The sequence below is a fragment of the Streptomyces sp. NPDC055815 genome (assembly GCF_053616475.1).
The window spans coordinates 14036-33297 of sequence record NZ_JBSHDU010000020.1 but is presented as its reverse complement, the minus strand read 5'-3'; the positions used below and the strand labels follow the sequence as shown (position 1 = coordinate 33297).

The window sequence follows — 19262 nt, the reverse complement described above, 5'->3', positions numbered from 1 at the left end:
CGGCACGGCGTCAGAGAGCCTCTACGCACGTAGACGCGATGCGTAGGAGGAGAACGTAAGCCCCGTCACACCCCGGAGCAAGACCACCGCCGTGAAGCGGCCGGGTCGATCATGTTTCATACCCGAGTGGTCCACGTCGGACACGTACCGACACGTACCGACCAGTACGGATAGGGCCCCGTTCCCTCTCAGGCCCCGGCCAGGCCCGCCACCCGCAGGGCGTGGAGGAGGTCGCGCTCCCGGGACGCGGACACCGCGCGGGCCGCGGCGAGGAGCTGGGGGACGAGCCCGCGCGGGTCCGCGCCCGCGAGCCGGGCCGCGTCCTCGGGCGCACGGACCCGGACGAACGCGGTGAGCAGGGCGTGCGCCTCACGGTGGTGCTCCTCGGCGTGCAGCGCGGCGCACGCCCCGGCGAGCTCCTCGACCGGGCGGGCCACGCCCTGCCGGAGCAGCTGCTCGCAGTCGGCCGCCCGGCCCGCGTCGGCGAGCACGCCCGCGACGGCGGCGAGCCGGCCCGGAGGCAGCGAGGCCGCCTCCCACAGCAGCGTGGACCAGTCGGCGCCGAGCCCGGCCCGGTGCAGCTCCGCCGCGAGGGCGGGCAGCCGGTGGGGCGGCCCGCCGAGCGCCTCGCAGAGCAGGGCGTGCGCCTCGCCGGTGCGGCCCTGGGCGCGCAGGCGCCGGAGGGCGTAGACCGCGTTGGCCGCGGCACGGAGGGCCTCGGCGTGGTCGACGGCGGGGGCCGCGGGCGCGGCGACGGGTTCCGCGGCACCCCCGAACCGGGCGCCCCGGGGCGCTACTCCCCCGGCCGGCAGGACGGGCACCGGCGCGGCCGCCTCCTCGGCCCCTTCTTCGAGCCAGGCGTACCGGGCACCCCGGGGCCGCCGCTTGACCTTGGCGGGCCGCGGGGCATCGACGGACGGGCCGCCGGCCGGAACGGGGCCCGCATCCGGACGGGCGGGGCGGGTCGAAGGAGCCGCATCCGGACGCGCGGGGCGCGTCGATGGCGCGGCCGGGCCCGGTGTCCCCGCCCCCAGTCCGGCCAGTCTCCCCGTCAGCTCCCTCACCCGGGCCGTCGCCCTGGCCTGGTCGTCCCGCGTCCAGGCGAGGTCGTGTTCCAGGCGGGCCGCCTCGGCCGGGTCCGGGGTCGTGCGGAGACGTTCGGCGAGTTCCCGGCCGCGGGTCTCGGCGTGGCGGCGTTCGCCCTCCATCAGGTCCCGGCGTTCCGCGAGGGCCTCCGCTCCGCCGGGCCGCTCGTCGTGGGCGCCGGCGGCCGCCGCGTACAGGATCCGGCCGCGCGTTGCGAACGGTCCGCCGGCGGGCTCCCCGGCGTCCTGGAGGAGGGACTCGACGACGTCCCAGGGCAGGATCTCGGCCCCGTCGAGGCAGGCGCGCAGGCCCTCGGGGTCGCGTGCGGCGAAGATCCCGTACCAGCCCCCGTCCGGTCGGCAGCGGCCGACGAGCTCTGTCAGCCAGCCCTTGAACGCGGCGACTTCCACCGGGAGTTGATACACCGTCATGCGTCACGCACCTGCCCCGCCGTCGACTGGAACCTTCCGGTCCGCGGGTATTGGACCGCAGTCGTGTTACGGGACGACTACGGACCGTTTTCAGAACGTGACGACGATCCCGGTGTGCGGGCGCTTCCCGAGCCGGACGATCATGGCGGGCACGTCGGTCAGCCAGTACTGCCAGGTGTACTTCCGCGAGAGCAGCCGCCGGATCCGGCGCAGTTCCTCCCCCTCCACCAGCCGCCCCGTGCCGGCGAACCGCTCGGCTCCCTCGGCGACGTTGCCGCGCAGATCGCAGACGGCGACCTCGACCCGGGGGTCGTTGCGCAGGCGCTTGACCTTCCAGGAGTCGGAGCGGGTCCACACGTACAGCGCGGAGTCCTCCACCGCGTACCAGACGGGCGTGGCGACCGCCGTGCCGTTCTTCCGGAAGGTGGTCAGGCTGACGTAGCGGCCGCGCCGCAGCTCTTCGGGCATCATGCCCGGGAGCTTAGAGCGCGGCCCGTTCGTACGCGGTGCGGGCCTCGGTGATCTCGGGGGCGTGGGCGCGCGCCCAGTCGCAGGCGGTGTCGAGCGGGGTGATGAGGGACCGGCCGAGGGCGGTGAGGGCGTACTCGACGCGGGGCGGGTTCTCGTCGTGGACGGTACGGCTGAGGAAGCCGTCGCGCTCCATGGCGCGGAGGGTCTCGGTGAGGACCTTGGGGGTGATCCAGTGCAGCGGGACGCGGAGTTCGGAGAAGCGGCGGGGCGTCCCGTCCTCCAGGCAACGCAGCACCATCGCCGTCCACTTGCCGCCGCCGACGCGGATGGGCTGGGCGGGTACGCCGCAGTCGGGGTCGTGGAAGAGGGAGGGGCTCAGCGGCTCCGGGGAGGACTTCTCGATCATGCGGCCGACGCTAGCCCAGTACCGTTGAAGTAACCAGGGGTGCCCGTTCTACGGTCCCGCCATGGACAACGACAGCAAGCGTGTAGTCATCTTCGGCGCCGGCGGACGGGTCGGCCGGGCGGCCGTGGCGGAGGCGGTGGCCCGCGGCCACCGGGTGACCGCCGTGGTGCGCGAACCGGACGCGTACCGCGATCTGGAAGGGGCGGGCGTCACGCTCGTACGGGGCGACGCGACGGACGCGACCTCGGTGGCGGCGGTCGCGGCCGGCCACGACGCGGCGGTGAACGCGGCCGTCCGGCTCGACGTTCCCTCGGCCGACTTCTTCACGGCCGCGGCGAAGGCGATGGTCGCCGGGCTCGCCGAGGCGGGGGTCGGGCGGCTGCTCACCCTGGGCATCGCCACGACCCTGGAGACCGCGCCCGGGGTGCGGTTCATGGACGCGCCCGAGTTCCCGGAGCAGTACCGGACGTTCTCCCAGGGGCACGTGGCCGAGTTCGAGACGCTCACGGCGGAGGCCGGGCCCGAGCTCGACTGGCTGATGGTGGTGCCGCCGATGGACCTGAACGCGGAGGCGGAGCGGACGGGCGGCTACCGGACGGCGGTGGGCACGGTGATCGACGGCCCGGGCCGCATCGCCCACGCCGATCTGGCGCTCGCACTCCTGGACGAGATCGAGCGCCCGCGCCACAGCCGGGTGCAGCTGGCGGTCTCCGTCTGAGGGGACCGTCAGACGGGCGCCGGGGTGCAGTGCACCACGAGCTCGTCCATGGAGAGGTTCAGGACCCCGGCCAGGGCCGCGACGGTGAAGAAGGCCGGGGTCGGGGCCCGACCGGTCTCGATCTTGCGGAGGGTCTCGGCGGAGAGACCGGCGGCCGCGGCGATCTCGACCATGGACCGCTCGCCGCGCGCCTCGCGCAGGAGCAGGCCCAGGCGCTCGCCGCGCTCGCGCTCTTCGGGGGTCAGGGGTGTGCGCACCATGCCCCCATATTAATACCGACCCCCCATAAAAATACCGGTATAGTAATTGGCTATGGTGGAGATCAAGACGAACGAATCCCTGGCGGCCATGCGCGAGTCGGGCCGGGTGGTCGCCCGCGCCCTTGCGGCCGTACGAGAGAAAGCGGCGCCCGGCGTCGCGCTCACCGAACTCGACGCGGCCGCGCGCGAGGTGCTCGCGGAGGCGGGCGCCGGCTCGCCCTTCCTCGACTACCACCCGGAGTGGGCCCCGGTGCCGTTCCCCGCGGTCGTGTGCGTCTCCGTGAACGACGCGATCGTGCACGGCATCCCGGACGGGACGCGCCTCGCCCCGGGTGACCTGGTCTCGGTGGACTGCGGGGCGACGCTGGGCGGCTGGGCCGGCGACTCGGCCGTCAGCTTCACGGTCGGCCCGGCGCGTCCTGAGGACACGCGCCTCATCGCCGCGGCGGAGGAGGCCCTGGAGGCCGGCATCGCCGCGGCCGTCGTCGGCAACCGCATCGGCGACATCGCCCACGCGATCGGCCGGGTCTGCCGCGCCGCCGGGTACGGCATCCCCGACGGCTTCGGCGGCCACGGCATCGGCCGCGCCATGCACGAGGACCCGGGCGTCCCCAACGAGGGACGCCCGGGCCGGGGCATGAAGCTGCGCCACGGGATGGTGCTCGCGATCGAGCCGATGCTCATCGGCGGCGGCACCGACGAGCACTACACGGCGCGGGACGGCTGGACGATCCGTACGTCCGACGGCTCGCGCGCGTCCCACGCCGAGCACACGGTGGCGATCACGGACGACGGCCCGCGTGTCCTGACGGCGCTCTAACCCGCGTCCGGCCGCACCACCATCGCCGAGCCGCCGCCCCGCCGGACCGTCTCTGCGGCGGCCACCCAGCGGCCGTCGGGGAGGCGCTGGACGCCGGTCGCCGCGCCGATCTCCGGGTTCTGCCGGAAGCCGTGCCCGATGCCTTCGAGCTCCGTCTTCAACGGGCTGTTCCACAGGGCGGGTTCGAGTTCGGTGGTGGCCTGGTTGCGCTGACTGGCGCGCGGCGCGGCGATCGCGTCGACGAGCGGCAGGCCCCGGTCCAGGACACCCGTCAGGGTCTGGAGGACCGTGGTGATGATCGTCGCGCCGCCGGGCGAGCCGAGGGCGAGGACGGGCCGGTCGTGCCGGTCGAGGACGATCGTCGGGGAGATCGAGGAGCGCGGCCGCTTGCCGGGGCCGGGCAGGTTCGGGTCGTGGACGGCCGGGTTGGCCGGGGCGAAGGAGAAGTCGGTCAGCTCGTTGTTGAGCAGGAAGCCCCGGCCGGGGACGGTGATGCCGCTGCCGCCGGTGGACTCGATGGTGAGGGTGTAGGCGACGATGTTGCCCCACTTGTCGGCCACGGTCAGATGCGTGGTGTTCTCGCCCTCGTACGTGGTCGGCGCGGCGGTCCCGCCGTTCGCGCACGGCACCGGGCTGCTCGGGTCGCCGGGGGCGAGCGGGCTGGTGAGGGCGGCGTCGTCGCGGATCAGGCAGGCCCGGGAGTCGGCGAACCGCTGGGAGAGCAGTCCCCGGGTCGGCACGGACTCGAAGGCCGGGTCGCCGACCCAGCGGCCCCGGTCGGCGAAGGCGATGCGGCTGGCCTCGATGAAGCGGTGCAGGTACTGGGCCCGGGTCGCCGCCGAGAGGTCGGTGCCCTCCAGGATGTTCAGCGCCTCGCCGACGCTCGTGCCGCCTGAGGAGGACGGGGCCATGCCGTAGACGTCGAGCCCGCGGTACGAGACCTTCGTGGGCCTGCGGGACTCGGTGCGGTACGCGGCGAGGTCGGCTTCCGTCAGGTCGCCGGGGCGGACGGTCCGGGTGGCGCCCGCGCGGAGCGGGGGCGTGCGGACGGTGTTCACGATGTCCCGGGCGAGCGGGCCGCGGTAGAGGGCGCCGACGCCTTCGCGGCCCAGCGTCTCGTACGTACGGGCCAGGTCGGGGTTCTTGAAGACGGAGCCGACCACGGGCAGCTGCCCGCCGGGCAGGAACAGTTCGGAGGTGGCCGGGAAGTCGCGGAAGCGGGCCTCGTTGGCGGCGGTCTGGGCGCGGAAGGTGGGGTCGACGGTGAATCCGTCGCGGGCCAGCCGCTCGGCGGGTTCAAGCAGGGTGTCGAGGCGCTTGCTGCCCCAGGCGTCGAGGGCGGTCCTCCAGGTGGCGGGGGTGCCGGGGGTGCCGACGCCGAGGCCGCTGGTCTGGCCCTCCTCGAAGGGGATGGGCTTGCCGTTCTCCGTGAAGAGGCCGGCGTCGGCGGTGCGGGGCGCGGTCTCGCGGCCGTCGATGGTGCGTACGGTACGGCTCTTCGCGTCGTAGTAGACGAAGTAACCGCCGCCTCCGATGCCCGCCGAGTACGGCTCGGTGACGCCGAGGGCGGCCGCGACGGCGACGGCGGCGTCGACCGCGTTGCCGCCCTTCCGGAGCACCTCGATGCCGGCGGCCGAGGCGTCGGCGTCGACGCTGGCCACGGCACCGCCGTGGCCGACGGCGACGGGTTCCTTCACCGAGGGCGGGGCGGTGCTCGGTGGGGCGGCTGCGCCCATCGAGAGCACCGCCGCCGCGACGGCGAGAAGGGAGACCTTGCCAGCGGCGGAGCGACGCATTCCTACCTCCAGTCAACGACCGTCCGCGCAGCGTAACTTCCCGCGCCGCCTCCCGTCAGGACCGCCTCGAACTGAAGGCCGGATCGCCGCTAGCATGCGCGCCCATGAACGAAGACGTCCGCAACATCGTGCTCGGGGTCCTGGCGACCGGGATCAGCGCGTCCTTCGGCTGGCTGGGCCGCACGTACTTCTGGCGGCGCAAGCTCCGCCGCAAGCAGGACTTCTTCGGCCTCCCGGGGAGTTCCGAGTGCCTGCTCGTGGTGAACAAGGAGGCCGGCGGCAGCACCGCCGTGCACCGCTACGACGTGTTCGCGCTCCTGGAACTCTGCGCGCTCATCAAGGACTGCGGGGCGCACGCGCGCATACTGCAGCACGACCAGGCCCATCAGGGCTTCGGCGACCGCACGGAGTTCTGCGTCGGCGGGCCCGGCTCGAACCGCCGCATGGCCGCCCATCTGGCGACCCTTCTCCCCGGACTCACGGTGAACGTGGACGTGGAGAGGGGCCCGGACCAGGGGTCGTTCCTGATCGGCTCCGAGCGCTACCGGATGGACGCCGGTGTCGAGGAGTACGTGATCCTCGCCCGGCTCATGGCGGGCGAGGACTGCCGGCCGGTGTTCCTCTTCTGCGGGCAGCGGGCGATCACCAACCAGGCGGCGACCCGCTATCTCGCCCGCCACTACGAGTCCCTCGCGCGCCGCCACCGCTCGGGCTCCTTCGTCCTGCTCCTGAAGGTGGTCAACTCGCAGGCGTACGGCCCCGATGTGGTGGAGCTGGTGGCCGATGTCACGCGCGCGGCGCGTACGGCTCCCGTGGCCGCACCGGCAGCGACTTGAGCCCGTTGATGAAGTTGGAGACGAGGCGCCGGGGCGGTCCGGCGAGGGCCAGGCCGTCGCAGGCCGCGCGCACCTCCTCGTAGAACACGCGGAGCTGGAGCCGGGCGAAGTGGGCGCCGAGGCAGACGTGCGGGCCGTCGCCGAAGGAGACGTGCGGGTTCGGGGTCCGGCCGAGGTCCAGGCGGTGCGGGTCGGTGAAGACGCGCTCGTCGTGGTTGGCGGAGGCGTGGAAGACGACGACCTTGTCGCCCGCGAGGATCTTCTGCCCGGCCAGCTCGGTGTCGCGGGCGGCGGTGCGGCGGAAGGAGAGCACGGGCGGGTGCACACGGAGGAGTTCGTCGACGGCCGTGCCCACGGACACCTCACCGCGCCACAACCTCCCCTGTTCTTCCGGGTGTTGGGCAAGGGCGAGGATGCCGCCTGGTGCGGCGCTGCGGACGGTGTCGTTGCCGGCGACGGTCAGCAGGAAGAAGAACATCTCCAGTTCGGCGTCGGCGAGTTCGGAGGCGGCGAGGACGCTCATGACGTCGTCGGCGGGGTGCGCGCGTTTGTACGCGGCGAGCTCCTGGGCGTAGCCGAACATCTCGGCGAGCATGGCGGGCGAGCGGGGGTTGACCGGTCGGCCCTCGGCGTCGAGGACCGGGGGCTCGTCGGGGTCCTGGTAGGCGATGACCCGCTCGGTCCAGGCGTGCAGGAGCCCCCGGTCGCTCTCGGGCACTCCGAGCAGGTCGGTGAGGTTGAGCAGGGCGTAGTCGTCGGTGACGGCCCGGACGAGGTCCACCTCGCCGCCGCCCGCGAACGCCTCACCGAGCAGCTGACGGGCGCGGTCGCGCGCGGTGGCGGTGAAGCGCTCGATGCGGCCGGGCGTGAAGGCCCGGCTGACGAGGCGTCTCAACTTGCCATGTGCGGGCGGATCCTGATTGAGCATCATGCGCCGGATGAAGGGCAGGTCGGCGGGGTCGGGATCGCGGATCTGGGTGGCGCCGAGGTGGGAGGAGTACGTCCCCGAGTCCTTGAGCACCCGGACGACGTCGGCGTGCCGGGTGACGGCCCAGAACCCGGCCCCGGCGGGCCAGCCGAGGATCTCCGGTTCGTCCTGCCGGGCGACGGGGGCGAGGTCGCGCAGGGCGCGGAAACGGTCGTGCGGGATGCCCGCGGCGTAGATCCGGGGGTCGAAGACGTCGGGCGGGTCGATCCTGCTCTGCACCGGCCCTCCGATCGGAGTGAAGACGTCACCATCATGACAGGTCAGGGCCCGTTTTCGTAGGACGGAACGCACAGTTCGAGAGCCTTGTCCGGCCTGTCCCCCGACTCCCAGAATCTCCGTCGTGCATCACACGGAGATTAGGGGGCCCATGGGGAACGCAGGGAAGTTCGACGCGGAGACGGTGCTGAGGGCGCGGGTCCTGCTGCTCGGGTCGGAGCCGTTGACCCTCGGGGAGCGGCTGGGCGCCTACCGGGTGCTCGCGGAGGTGAGCCCGCGGGCGTATCTGCCGAAGCTGGTCGACGCGCTGGTCGAGCGGGCCTACGAGTTGAGGGATCCCGCGCTGCGCCTCGCCCTGATCGGGGAGGCGGCCGGCGCGGCGCGGCGGCTCGACGCGGATGCGCCGAACGGGAAGGAACGACTGCACCGCGCCCTGGGCGGCCACGAGCACGCGCTGTTCGCCGCCGGCCGACGGGCCGAGGGGAAAGCGGTGTGCGAGGAGCTGGCGGAGGCCGGCTCGTACCGCCGGCTCGCGATCGTGCTGGCCGAGGAGGGGCGCCACGCGGAGGCCGCCGAACTGTACGGCCGGCACCGCGAGCCCGGGGACAGCGTGTCCCCCTGGCGCCTGATCGAGTGGGTGGCCGAACTCGACGCGGCCGGGCGGCACGAGGGGGCACTGGAGGTGTTCGCCGGCCTCGTGGACGACTGTCGGCACAAGGGGGCCGAGGACCGTGGCCCGCTGGCCTCCCTCGTGTGGACGCTGGACCAGTACGCCCGGATGCTCCGGGCGGCTGGACGTGACGCCGAGGAGGCCGCCGCGCGGCGCGAGGCGCTGGCCCTGCTGGACCGGCTCGCGCGAGGCGGCGAGCCGGTGAGCTGGAGCAACATCCAGGCCTGGTGGGTCACCTTCCTCGTCCTGTCGGGCCGACCGGACGAACCGGCCGCCACTCCGGACGCCCCGCTGCCGGCGTCCGGGGCCTACCTGTTCCACGGCTGGTCTCCCGACGTGCGGGAGAACTACTTCGCCTCGCTCCCCGCCCTCGAACAGCGGACCGCCGACCTGCGCGCGTCGGGTGATCTCCCCGGTCTGATCGTCGCCCAACGCCGCCTGACCGTCCGCCGGGCACTCCACTGGGAGACCTCCGGCCGCAGGGCGGAGGAGTCGCTCCGCCCGACGTTCGACGAGGGCGTGTCCCTCGCCCGCCGCCTCCCCGACGACCGCTCCGCCCTCGCCCGCGCGCTCGCCGACCGTGCGATGTTCCTCCTCGCCGTGAAGCGGTACGGGGAGGCGCATGCCGACTTCGCGGAGGCCGCCGCCCTCCGGGCCGGAACACCAATCGTTACCCGCACGTAACTTACCGACCAGTTACCACGGGTAAAGCACCCCGGTTACCGTCGGGTCACTTTCACTTCACTGCCCCCCAACAGTGCCCCCCAGTGAGGAGTGCCCCGTGCGCACATCCCTGGTCCTCGCCGTCTCGGCCGCTCTCGTGGCCGGGACGGCCCTCGGGCTCGCCCCGACAGCCCAGGCCGCCGACACGTCCATCCGCTTCGTCGACATCGCCGGGGACGGCGGCACCGTCCTCAAGGCGAACGTCGTCACCCCGGCAGGAGCCGCCGCCGGCGCCCGCCACCCCCTGATCGTGCTGCCCACCAGCTGGGCCATGCCCCAGGTCGAGTACCTCGCCCAGGCCCAGAAGCTCGCCGACTCCGGCTACGTCGTGGTGAGTTACAACTCGCGCGGCTTCTGGCAGTCCGGCGGGGAGATCGAGACGGCGGGCCCGAAGGACGTCGCCGACGCCTCCAAGGTGATCGACTGGGCCCTCGCGAACACCCCGTCCGACCCCGCCCACGTGGGCATGGCGGGAGTCTCGTACGGCGCGGGGATCAGCCTGCTCGCCGCCGCGCACGACCCGCGGATCAAGGCCGTCGCGGCGCTCAGCGGCTGGGCCGACCTCATCGAGTCCATCTACAGCGGCCGCACCCAGCACCTCCAGGCCGCCGCCCTGCTCGGCGGCGCGGGCTACCTCACCGGCCGCCCGGGGCCCGAACTCCAGGAGATCCTGGGCGACTTCCTCTCCTCCGACCTGGCCAAGGAGGAGGACATGATCGCCTGGGGCCGCAAGCGCTCAGCCGTCGAGCAGCTCGACCGGATCAACGCCAACGGCGCCGCGATCATGCTCGGCAACGCCTGGGGCGACACCATCTTCCCGCCCAACCAGTACGCGAGCTTCTACGAGAAGCTCACCGGCCCCAAGCGCCTGGAGTTCCGTCCGGGCGACCACGCCACCGCCGAGGCCACCGGCCTCCTCGGCCTGCCCAACGACACCTGGACCAGTGCCCACCGCTGGTTCGACCACTACCTCAAGGGCGCCGACAACGGCATCGACCGCGAGCAGCCCGTCCAGCTCAAGCCGCGGTCCGACGCCGGCTACGAGGGCTACCCCGACTGGAAGTCCCTCGACGCGAACCGGCGGAAGTTCGACCTCGGCGGTACGCAGCGGATCTGGGCCAATGTCGACTCCGGCGCGAACGGCGGGGTCGTCATGCTCTCCAACCTCCTGGACCAGTTCTTCCAGGCCCCGCCGATCGCCTCGATCCCCCTCCTCCCCCGCGCCTTCGCGGGCGTCTGGCAATCGGAGCGGTACGACAGCCCGCAGCGGGTGCGCGGCACGGTGAAGATGCACACCACGGTCAGCTCCACCAAGGAGAGCGGCACCCTCGTCGCGTACCTCTACGACGTCGGCCCGCTCGGTCTCGGCAAGCTGGTGAGCAACGCCCCGTACACCTTCCACGACCGGACCCCGGGGCAGCCCTTCGGCGTCGATCTGGAGCTGTTCTCGACGGCGTACGACGTCCCGGCCGGGCACCGGCTCGCGCTGGTCGTCGACACCGTCGATCCGCTCTACATCGAGCACAACCCGACCGGCGCGCAGCTGACCTTCTCCTCCCCCACGGCCGACCCCTCGTACGTGTCGGTCCCGCTGCGGGCGGAGTGATCACCGGCTGCTGCCGGGCGGGTGCGGCTCGGGGGCGGGGCCCCCTACTGCTGCCCCGGCAGCAGCGTCCGCGGTTCGGCCGGGGCGACGTCCGCGGCCTTCGTCTTCGGGCTGCGGCGTTCCCAGCGGGCGACCCAGGTGGCGAACCAGGAGAGCAGCATGCACATCCCGATGCAGATCGGTGAGATGACGAGGACGACGGGGATGAACGGCAGGTCGTGGTCGAGGTTGGGCGCGATCAGCTTGCCGGCGTGCAGGAACTCCTCGTAGGTGATGAGGAAGCCGAGCGAGGTGTCCTTGAGGGCGACCACGAGCTGGCTGATGATGGCCGGCAGCATCGCGCGGACGGTCTGGGGCACCAGGACGTACGTCATCACCTGCGTCTTGCGCATGCCGAGGGCGTACGCGGCCTCGCCCTGGCCGCGGGCGACGGCGTGGACGCCGGTACGGAAGACCTCGGTCCCGGTTCCAGGTGGCGGAGTCCGGCAGGGTGACGCCGGACTGCACCTGGTAGACGGGGAGTTGGTCGGCCTGGGGGCCCTTGACGGGCGGGCTGCCCTCCTTGCCGCAGCCGCCGAGGCCGGCCGTCACGGCGAGCAGCAGGACAATCGCGGCCGGGGTCCGGTGCGTGCGCCGCATGGTTCCCACCCCGGTCAGTGCTTGAGGATCTTGGAGAGGAAGTCCTTGGCGCGTTCGCTGCGCGGGGCGCTGAAGAACTCCTCCGGCGTGCGGTCCTCGACGATCTTCCCGTCGGCCATGAAGACGACCCGGTTGGCGGCGGAGCGCGCGAAGCCCATCTCGTGGGTGACGACCACCATCGTCATTCCCTCACGGGCGAGTTGCCGCATGACCTCCAGGACCTCGTTGATCATCTCGGGGTCGAGCGCGGAGGTCGGCTCGTCGAAGAGGACGGCCTTGGGGCCTATGGCGAGGGCGCGGGCGATCGCCACGCTCCCCCAGTGCCTTAAGGGCCTGGGAGGTACCCCCAGCTGCTGGCCCCCGGAGAGCTGGGCGGGGTACTTGTCGGCGTGCGCGGCGAGCCCGACCCGGTCGAGGAGTTCGCGCGAACGCCGGTCGGCCTCCTCCTTCTTGCGCTTGCGGACCTTGATCTGGGCGAGGGAGACGTTCGCGAGGACGGTCTTGTGCGCGAAGAGGTTGCAGGACTCGAAGACCATGCCGACCTCGGCGCGCAGCCGGGCCAGCGCCTTGCCCTCCTCGGGGAGGGGGCGGCCGTCGATGACGATCTCGCCGGACTCGACGCCCTCCAGGCGGTTCATCGCCCGGCAGAGGGTGGACTTGCCCGATCCGGAGGGGCCGATGACCACGACCACCTCTCCGCGCCCGACGGTGAGGTCGATGGACTGGAGGACGTGCAGCGTGCCGTAGTGCTTGTTGACGCCACGCAGTTCGATCAGCGGATCGACGACGGCCATGCGCTGCCCTGCCCCGTTTCTCAGCGGTGTCGCGGTCAGCGCACACTCTTCACGAGCGACCCACCGGAAGAAGGGACTTCACGCCCGACACGTATGAAACGGGTATAAGCAGTATTTACTGTAAAAGGGTGGCGCGGGGCGGGCGCGGACTCAGTACTCGGAGGCCTCCGCGTACACCTGGGAGAGCTGCGGGGCACCCGTGATCGCCCAGTCGAGACCGGCCTCGACGACCTGGATCTCCCGGCCGGAGGCGAGCCGCACGACGGGGCCGCCGCCGGGCCACACCTGCCACCGGGCGCCCGGCACGTTCCGGACGATCACGGTGCCGAGGTAGAGGCCGGCGTCGTTCCCGAACCAGGGGAGCTCCTCCGGATCGTTTCGCCAGCGGGGCGGCAGCTGGTCGAGGTCCTGGAGGGAGCGCGGGGTGTCGTCCAGTTCCACCCCGGCCTCCCCGACACGGGAACGCAGCAGCTCGCACTCGGAGAGGAGCTCGGCCACTCCCTCCGGGTCGCGGTCGAAGGCCGCGGCCAGGGGGGAGTCGGCCGGCTCGGGCTCATGTCGCTTGCGCCAGTTGTCCAGAAACGGGATGTTCATCCGAACAGCCTCGCACCGTCACCTCCCGGTCGACCACCCGGCGCGCGGAGATGATCTCCGCGGCCGCACCGGAGGATCCGCTCAGACGTCGAGGTCGACGACGACCGGCGCGTGGTCCGAGGCGCCCTTGCCCTTGCGCTCCTCGCGGTCGACATAGCTGTCGGAGACCGCCTCGGCGAACGGCTTGTTGCCGTAGACCAGGTCGATCCGCATGCCCTTGTTCTTCGGGAAGCAGAGCTGGCGGTAGTCCCAGTACGTGAAGGGGTGGTCGTACTTGAGGGGGCGCGGGACCACGTCGGCGAGACCGGTCTCGCGCAGCCCGGCGAGCGCGGCCCGCTCGGGCTCCGTCACGTGCGTGGCGCCCTCGAAGACGGCGATGTCCCAGACGTCCTCGTCGGTCGGGGCGATGTTGTAGTCACCCAGGACCGCGAAGGGGCGGTCCCCCGCCGCGTCCTCCGCGACGGCCGCCTTCAGCGCCTCCAGCCAGCGCAGCTTGTACGCGTAGTGCTCGTGGGCCACCTCGCGGCCGTTCGGCACGTACACCGACCAGACGCGGACCGGGCCGCAGGTCGCGGAGATCGCCCGGGGCTCCTCCGTCCCGTCGTACTCCGGGCCGCCGGGCAGGCCGGTGACCACGTCGGCGAGGCCGACCCGGGAGACCAGGGCCACGCCGTTCCACCGCCCGGTGGCGTTGACCACCGACTCGTAGCCCAGGGCGCGCAGCTCCTCGGTGGGGAACTGCTCGGCGGTGCACTTGGTCTCCTGGATGCACAGCACGTCGGTGCCGCTGCTCTCCAGCCAGGCCAGGAGCCGGGGCAGCCGGGCGGTGATCGAATTGACGTTCCAGGTGGCGATGCGCATGACCGCAAGCCTACTGGCGGGGTGTGACAGTGCGCGGATTCAGAGCTCGGCGGAGCTGCCGGGGGCCAGGCGCGCGTGGGCCGTGCCGCCCAGCTCGCCGATCTGCCGGTCGTAGATGGGCCGCGCGAGGTCCGTGAGCAGGGCGTCGTGGATGTCGTACGCCCGGCGCGGCTTGACCTCGCGCACGTAGTCGATGACCTCGGAGATCTTGTTCCAGGGGGCCATCACGGGCAGCAGCAGCGTGTCCACGGGGTGCTCGGGCACGGTGAGCGCGTCGCCGGGGTGGAAGACGGCGCCGTCGACGAGGTAGCCCACGTTGGTGATGCGCGGGATGTCCGGGTGGATCACCGCGTGCAGCTCGCCGTGGACCTGGACGTCGAAGCCGGCCGCCGTGAAGGTGTCGCCGTGCCCGACGGTGTGCACCCGCCCCGGGAAGGCGGCCGAGATCCGCTCGGCGACGCTGCGCAGCGTCCAGATCTCGGCGGCCTCGTTGGCCTCCAGGGCGGCGCGCAGCCGGCCCTCGTCGAAGTGGTCGGCGTGCTCGTGGGTGACGAGCAGGGCGTCGGCTCCGAGGACGGCGTCCTCCTCGGTGAACATGCCGGGATCGAGGACGAGCGTGCGGCCGTCCTTCTCCAGCCGCACGCAGGCGTGGGACTTCTTCGTCAGCTTCACGGGCCCAGGCTACGCCGGGGGCGTCGTCTCCTCCGCGATGACGCGGGTGACCACCCGCAGCGCCGTCTCGGCGGCCGGGAAACCGCAGTACGCGCCCGCGTGGAGGACGATCTCGCGCAGTTCCTCCGCCGACAGGCCGTTGCGGAGGGCGGCGCGGGTGTGGTCGGCGAGGGCCTCGCGGTGGCCGCCGGCGATCAGGGCGGTGAGGGTGACGACGCTGCGGGTGCGCCGGTCGAGCCCCTCACGGCTCCAGACCTCGCCCCAGGCGTAGCGGGTGACGAGCTCCTGGAAGGCGCCGTCGGGGTCGTCGGCGAGGGCCTGGTCGACATGGGCGTCGCCGAGGACCTCGCGGCGCAGCCCGAGCCCCCGCTCGTACGGGTCGGGCCGGCCGGCCTCGGCGGGCTCGGCCTCGGGAGCGGCCGGTGCGGGCTCGGCGACGGGGACGGGCGCCGGAGGCACGGCCAGGGTGCCGCTGGTCTCCGGAACGATCCCCGCGAAGTGCTCGGTGAGCAGGTCGGTGACGGCGGCGGGCTGCTCGACCGGGGCGAGGTGCGAGGCGCCGGGCACGACGGCGAGCCGGGCGTCGGCGATCCCGGCGACCAGGGTGCGGGCCTCGGCGGGGCCGGTGACCTGGTCCTCGGAGCCGACGAGGACGAGGGCGGGGATGCCGATGCCGCCGAGGGCCTCGCGGACGTCGAAGACGGCGAGGGCCTCGCAGGCGGCGATGTAGCAGGCCGGGTCGGTCGTCCGGACCATCTGGACGGCCCAGTCGACGATGGCGGGCTGGGCACCGGCGAAGAGCGGGGTGAACCACTGCTCGGGCGCCGTCCTGGCCATCGGCTCGAGACCGTTCGCCCGCACGATCACCCCCCGCTGCCGGAACTCGTCGGCGGTGCCGAACCGGGGGGAGGTGGCGACCAGGGCGAGCGAGGCGACCCGGTGGGGCGCGCGGAGGGCGAGATCGAGTCCGACGGCACCGCCGAAGGAGCAGCCGGCGTAGCCGAACCGCTGGACGCCGAGCGCGTCGAGCGTCGCGAGGAGCCGGTCGCCGAGCTCGGCGACGGAGGTGAAGGGCTCCGCGGGCGCGCCCCCGTGCCCCGGAAGATCGAACCGGACGACCCGCCAGTCACGGGTGAGCTCCGGTATCTGCCGGTCCCACATGTGGAAGGTGGTCCCGAGGGACGGCCCCAGGACCAGGACCGGGGCGTCCTCGCGCCCGTCGACACGGTATTGCAGGGTGTTCGTCGCTGTCTCACTCACCCGCAAGACCCTCTCATCTCCCACGGAGGCGGGCGCCGCCGGGTCACCTGTCAGTCCGGCGCCTCGCCGGTCCGCGCCGCCGGGCAGGAGGAGTAGGCGACGCGCTTCGTCGTCCCCCGCACACGCAGCCCCGGGCGCCCCCTGACACCCCCTGGCACCCCATGACGCCATCTGGCGCCACACGGACTTGCAGTGGCGCCATTTTGGTGCCACCCTCTTTCTTCGAGGGGTGCAGACCCCGTATGTCTCCCGCCTTTTCCGTGACGCCATGCATGGCGCCTGTGGCACCACCGGCGGCATGATCTCCCTACCGACAGGACTTCTCCACGATGGCCACCTTCCTCTCCCGAGTGGGCCGCTTCGCCTTCCGCAGGCGCGGCCTGGTCGTTCTCCTCTGGCTCCTGGCCCTCTTCGGGGCGGGCTTCGCGGCCTCCACCGCCGCCGCCCCGCCCGCCGACACCTTCTCGATGCCGGGCACCGAGTCGCAGAAGGCCTTCGACCTCCTCCAGGAGAAGTTCCCGGACGCACGCGCGGACGGTGCCGCCGCCCGCGTCGTCGTCCGCGCCCCCGGCACCGAGAAGCTCACCTCCCCGGCCCGCAGGGCCCAGGTCGAGCGGCTCGTCGCCGAGCTGGCCAAGGCGCCTCAAGTAGCCGTCGTGGCCGACCCGTTCGCGGCGAACGCGGTGAGCGGCGACCGTACGACCGCGTACGCGTACGTCACGTACAAGGTGAAGGCCACCGAACTGACCGACGCCGCGCACGACGGCCTCACCCACGCCATGGAGCGGGCCAGGACCGCCGGACTCGCCGTCGAGGCGGGCGGCGACGCCGTCGAGATCGAGCAGGCCATGAGCGGTACCGGCGAGAAGCTGGGCATCCTCGTCTCCGCCGTCGTCCTGCTCCTCACCTTCGGGTCCCTGATCGCCGCCGGCATGCCCCTGCTCACGGCCATGATCGGCGTCGGCATCGGCATCAGCGCGATCACCGCGCTCGGCGCCACCCTCGGTCTGTCGTCCACCACCTCGACGCTCGCGATGATGATCGGCCTCGCCGTCGGCATCGACTACGCCCTGTTCGTCGTCTCCCGCTACCGCTCCGAGATCGCCGAGGGCCGCGAGCGCGCGGAGGCCGCCTCGCGGGCCGTGGGCACCGCGGGCTCGGCCGTCGTCTTCGCCGGCCTCACCGTGATCATCGCCCTGTCGGGACTCGCGGTGGTGAACGTCCCCATGCTCACCAAGATGGGCCTCACCGCCGCCGGGACGGTCGCCGTGGCCGTACTCGTCGCCCTCACCTTCGTACCGGCGCTGCTCGGCTTCGCCCCCGTCCGGGTGCTCGCCCGCCGGGACCGGAAGCAGTACACCGGCAAGCCGCTGTCCCGGCGTCAGCAGCGCGGGGCCGACAAGCGCGCGGCCCGGACCAAGCCCAACCTCGGCGCCCGCTGGGCCGGGTTCGTCCTGCGCCACCCCGTCGCCGTGCTCCTCCTCGGTGTCGTGAGCCTGGGCGCCGCCGCCGTCCCCGCCGCGAGCCTCGAACTGGGCCTGCCGGGCGAGGGCTCGATGGCCCCACACACCACCCAGCGCAAGGCGTACGACCTGCTGTCCGACTCCTTCGGCCCCGGCTTCAACGGGCCGCTGACGGTCACGGTCGAGGCGAAGGACGCGAAGAAGGCCGCCGAGGGGGTCCGCACGACCCTGGAGGGGGTCCGCGGGGTCGCGAGCGTCTCCCCCGCCACCACGAACGCCGCGGGCGACACCGCCCTCGTCACCGTCGTCCCCGCCACCGGCCCCACGGACAGCAGGACCGAGGAGCTCGTGCGCTCCCTGCGCGCGACGGCGGAGGATGCGGAGCGGCGGACGGGCGCGACGGAGATCCTGGTCGCCGGGCAGACCGCGATGTTCATCGACTTCTCGCAGACCCTGGACGACGCGCTCCTCCCCTATCTCGCCCTGGTCGTCGGCCTCGCCTTCCTCCTGCTGATGCTGGTCTTCCGCTCGATCCTCGTCCCCCTCAAGGCGGCCCTCGGCTTCCTCCTGTCCGTCAGCGCGGCCCTCGGTGCCGTCGTCGCCGTCTTCCAGTGGGGATGGCTCGCCGACCTCGTCGGCGTCGACCAGCCGGGCCCGGTCATGAGCACCCTGCCGATCTTCATGATCGGCGTCGTGTTCGGCCTCGCGATGGACTACGAGGTCTTCCTGGTCTCCCGGATGCGTGAGGCGTACGTCCACGGCGCCCGTCCCGGCGAGGCGGTCGTCACCGGCTTCCGGTACGGCGGCCGGGTCGTCAGCGCGGCCGCGATCATCATGACCAGCGTCTTCTCCGGCTTCATCGTCGAGGACAACGACTTCGTCAAGATGATCGGCTTCGGTCTCGCCGCCGCCGTCCTCTTCGACGCGTTCGTCGTCCGCATGGCCCTCGTGCCCGCCCTGTTCGCCCTGCTCGGCAGGTCCGCCTGGTGGCTGCCGAAGTGGCTCGACCGGCTCCTGCCGGACATCGACGTCGAGGGCGAGAAGCTGTCGCGGGACCCGGAGATCCCCTCGGGGCGCTCCGTGCGCGAGCGCCACTTCGTGGGCTGACCCGCCCGGGTCATTCCCGGTCCGTGCCCAGGTACCGGTTCAGCGGGGGTTCCTGGGCCAGGACGGCCCCGATCGTGAAGGCGAAGGTGATCGCGGCGCAGACCACGATCAGCCAGGACAGCATCGTCAGGACCAGACCCAGCGAGCCGTACTCGCCCAGGGCCCGGTTGAGGGCGCCCGGCATGTAGAGGCGGGCCGTGATGCCGAGGACGGTCGAGGCGGTGCCCGCCAGGACCGCGCCGGGCAGCAGCGGCAGCCAGGCCACCCGCTTGGCGAGCAGGAGGTGCTGGGTCCACAGCCACACTCCCGTGCTGACCAGGAAGTACAGCGGCAGGCCCAGCCAGGTGCCGGCCCCGAAGCCGTCGCGGATGGGGGCCTGAAGGAACACCACCACGACGAGGGCGAGCAGCCACACCATCCACCGCCAGGCCGCGATCCGGGTCCCGGCCTTCGGCAGTCCCCAGGCCCGCTCGCACACCCTGGCCATGGCACGGCTGAAGCTGGTGGCCGACACCAGGGCGACCACCGCGCCGACGATGCCGGTGGTCTCCCGCACCCCGTCGGTCGTGCTCTGGTCCAGGACCTTCTGGACCTGCTGGTCGGACGCCCCGGACAGGCCGAACATGACGCGGAGGGACTCGCCCAGCTGGTCGCGGATCGCGAGCGGGGCGAAGGCGGCGAGGGCGAACAGGAGCGGCACGGCGGCCAGGAAGGCCTGGGCCGCGAGCCGCGTGCCCGCGTCCAGGAGGTTCCCGCTCACCAGTCGGCCGGTCAGTTCCGTGAGGACGGGAAAACGGCTCTCGGCTCCGGCGCGGATGCTCCGCACCCGGGTCGCCCACGACATC

General features: G+C 72.8%; 18 protein-coding genes and 1 pseudogene. 6 read left to right on the top strand and 13 right to left on the bottom strand.

Annotated elements, in window-relative coordinates:
- Nucleotides 1-188: 188 nt before the first annotated feature.
- From ACWGN5_RS15435 to ACWGN5_RS15425, 3 genes are all read right to left on the bottom strand, one after another.
- The gene (locus ACWGN5_RS15435) at nt 189-1517 is read right to left on the bottom strand and encodes a UL36 very large tegument protein (RefSeq protein WP_453515107.1); all 1329 of its coding nucleotides are present in this window, start codon (nt 1515-1517) and stop codon (nt 189-191) included.
- A 90-nt stretch (nt 1518-1607) separates the two neighbouring features.
- Nucleotides 1608-1988, bottom strand: a complete 381-nt coding sequence (locus ACWGN5_RS15430; protein ID WP_453515105.1) for a PPOX class F420-dependent oxidoreductase — start codon at nt 1986-1988, stop codon at nt 1608-1610.
- A gap of 10 nt (nt 1989-1998) precedes the next feature.
- On the bottom strand, nt 1999-2394 hold the full coding sequence (locus ACWGN5_RS15425) for a winged helix-turn-helix transcriptional regulator (protein ID WP_453515103.1): 396 nt from the start codon (nt 2392-2394) through the stop codon (nt 1999-2001).
- 61 nt (nt 2395-2455) lie between these two features.
- Here ACWGN5_RS15425 and ACWGN5_RS15420 point away from each other — a divergent pair, with 61 nt between their 5' ends.
- The gene (locus ACWGN5_RS15420; RefSeq protein WP_453515101.1) at nt 2456-3112 is read left to right on the top strand and encodes an NAD(P)-dependent oxidoreductase; all 657 of its coding nucleotides are present in this window, start codon (nt 2456-2458) and stop codon (nt 3110-3112) included.
- Between the two features lie 8 nt (nt 3113-3120).
- On the opposite strand, the gene ACWGN5_RS15415 is transcribed toward ACWGN5_RS15420, so the two are convergent.
- A complete protein-coding gene (locus ACWGN5_RS15415; protein ID WP_351188357.1) occupies nt 3121-3372 on the bottom strand; it encodes a helix-turn-helix domain-containing protein in 252 nt (83 codons plus the stop codon).
- Between the two features lie 52 nt (nt 3373-3424).
- Between ACWGN5_RS15415 and map the strand changes: the two genes are divergently transcribed.
- Complete coding sequence (map, locus tag ACWGN5_RS15410) at nt 3425-4192, top strand: type I methionyl aminopeptidase (RefSeq protein ID WP_453515098.1); 768 nt, start codon at nt 3425-3427, stop codon at nt 4190-4192.
- Here map and ggt read toward each other — a convergent pair.
- Complete coding sequence (gene ggt, locus ACWGN5_RS15405) at nt 4189-5988, bottom strand: gamma-glutamyltransferase (protein WP_453515096.1); 1800 nt, start codon at nt 5986-5988, stop codon at nt 4189-4191. The genes map and ggt overlap by 4 nt on opposite strands.
- 104 nt (nt 5989-6092) lie before the next feature.
- Between ggt and ACWGN5_RS15400 the strand changes: the two genes are divergently transcribed.
- Nucleotides 6093-6824: a hypothetical protein gene (locus tag ACWGN5_RS15400; protein WP_453515094.1), complete on the top strand. Its 732-nt coding sequence runs from the start codon at nt 6093-6095 to the stop codon at nt 6822-6824.
- Here ACWGN5_RS15400 and ACWGN5_RS15395 read toward each other — a convergent pair.
- Nucleotides 6775-8031: a cytochrome P450 gene (locus tag ACWGN5_RS15395; RefSeq protein WP_453515092.1), complete on the bottom strand. Its 1257-nt coding sequence runs from the start codon at nt 8029-8031 to the stop codon at nt 6775-6777. The genes ACWGN5_RS15400 and ACWGN5_RS15395 overlap by 50 nt on opposite strands.
- A gap of 148 nt (nt 8032-8179) precedes the next feature.
- Here ACWGN5_RS15395 and ACWGN5_RS15390 point away from each other — a divergent pair, with 148 nt between their 5' ends.
- Nucleotides 8180-9382 carry a hypothetical protein gene (locus ACWGN5_RS15390; RefSeq protein WP_453515089.1) on the top strand — a complete coding sequence of 401 codons (1203 nt, stop codon included), beginning with the start codon at nt 8180-8182 and terminating at the stop codon, nt 9380-9382.
- A 97-nt stretch (nt 9383-9479) separates the two neighbouring features.
- Entirely contained in the window at nt 9480-11027 is a 1548-nt protein-coding gene (locus ACWGN5_RS15385) for a CocE/NonD family hydrolase (RefSeq protein WP_453515087.1), read from the top strand.
- Between the two features lie 44 nt (nt 11028-11071).
- Here ACWGN5_RS15385 and ACWGN5_RS15380 read toward each other — a convergent pair.
- The 6 genes and pseudogenes from ACWGN5_RS15380 to pcaDC form a co-directional block, all read right to left on the bottom strand.
- Nucleotides 11072-11485 (bottom strand): annotated as a pseudogene (locus tag ACWGN5_RS15380) (ABC transporter permease subunit); the annotation flags it as partial.
- A 195-nt stretch (nt 11486-11680) separates the two neighbouring features.
- The gene (locus ACWGN5_RS15375) at nt 11681-12460 is read right to left on the bottom strand and encodes an amino acid ABC transporter ATP-binding protein (RefSeq protein ID WP_453515084.1); all 780 of its coding nucleotides are present in this window, start codon (nt 12458-12460) and stop codon (nt 11681-11683) included.
- 150 nt (nt 12461-12610) lie between these two features.
- Nucleotides 12611-13054 (bottom strand): DUF6278 family protein, encoded by a 444-nt coding sequence (locus tag ACWGN5_RS15370; protein ID WP_453515081.1) that lies wholly within the window; start codon nt 13052-13054, stop codon nt 12611-12613.
- Between the two features lie 81 nt (nt 13055-13135).
- Entirely contained in the window at nt 13136-13915 is a 780-nt protein-coding gene (locus ACWGN5_RS15365; RefSeq protein WP_453515078.1) for an exodeoxyribonuclease III, read from the bottom strand.
- A gap of 39 nt (nt 13916-13954) precedes the next feature.
- The gene (locus ACWGN5_RS15360) at nt 13955-14587 is read right to left on the bottom strand and encodes an MBL fold metallo-hydrolase (protein WP_453515076.1); all 633 of its coding nucleotides are present in this window, start codon (nt 14585-14587) and stop codon (nt 13955-13957) included.
- A gap of 9 nt (nt 14588-14596) precedes the next feature.
- A complete protein-coding gene (gene pcaDC / locus ACWGN5_RS15355) occupies nt 14597-15847 on the bottom strand; it encodes a bifunctional 3-oxoadipate enol-lactonase/4-carboxymuconolactone decarboxylase PcaDC (RefSeq protein ID WP_453515073.1) in 1251 nt (416 codons plus the stop codon).
- Nucleotides 15848-16176: 329 nt separating this feature from the next.
- Between pcaDC and ACWGN5_RS15350 the strand changes: the two genes are divergently transcribed.
- Nucleotides 16177-18417, top strand: a complete 2241-nt coding sequence (locus ACWGN5_RS15350; RefSeq protein ID WP_453515070.1) for an MMPL family transporter — start codon at nt 16177-16179, stop codon at nt 18415-18417.
- Between the two features lie 10 nt (nt 18418-18427).
- Here the strand turns inward: ACWGN5_RS15350 and ACWGN5_RS15345 are convergent, their stop codons facing one another.
- Nucleotides 18428-19261, bottom strand: a complete 834-nt coding sequence (locus ACWGN5_RS15345; RefSeq protein WP_453515068.1) for a YhjD/YihY/BrkB family envelope integrity protein — start codon at nt 19259-19261, stop codon at nt 18428-18430.
- Between the last annotated feature and the right edge of the window lies 1 nt (nt 19262).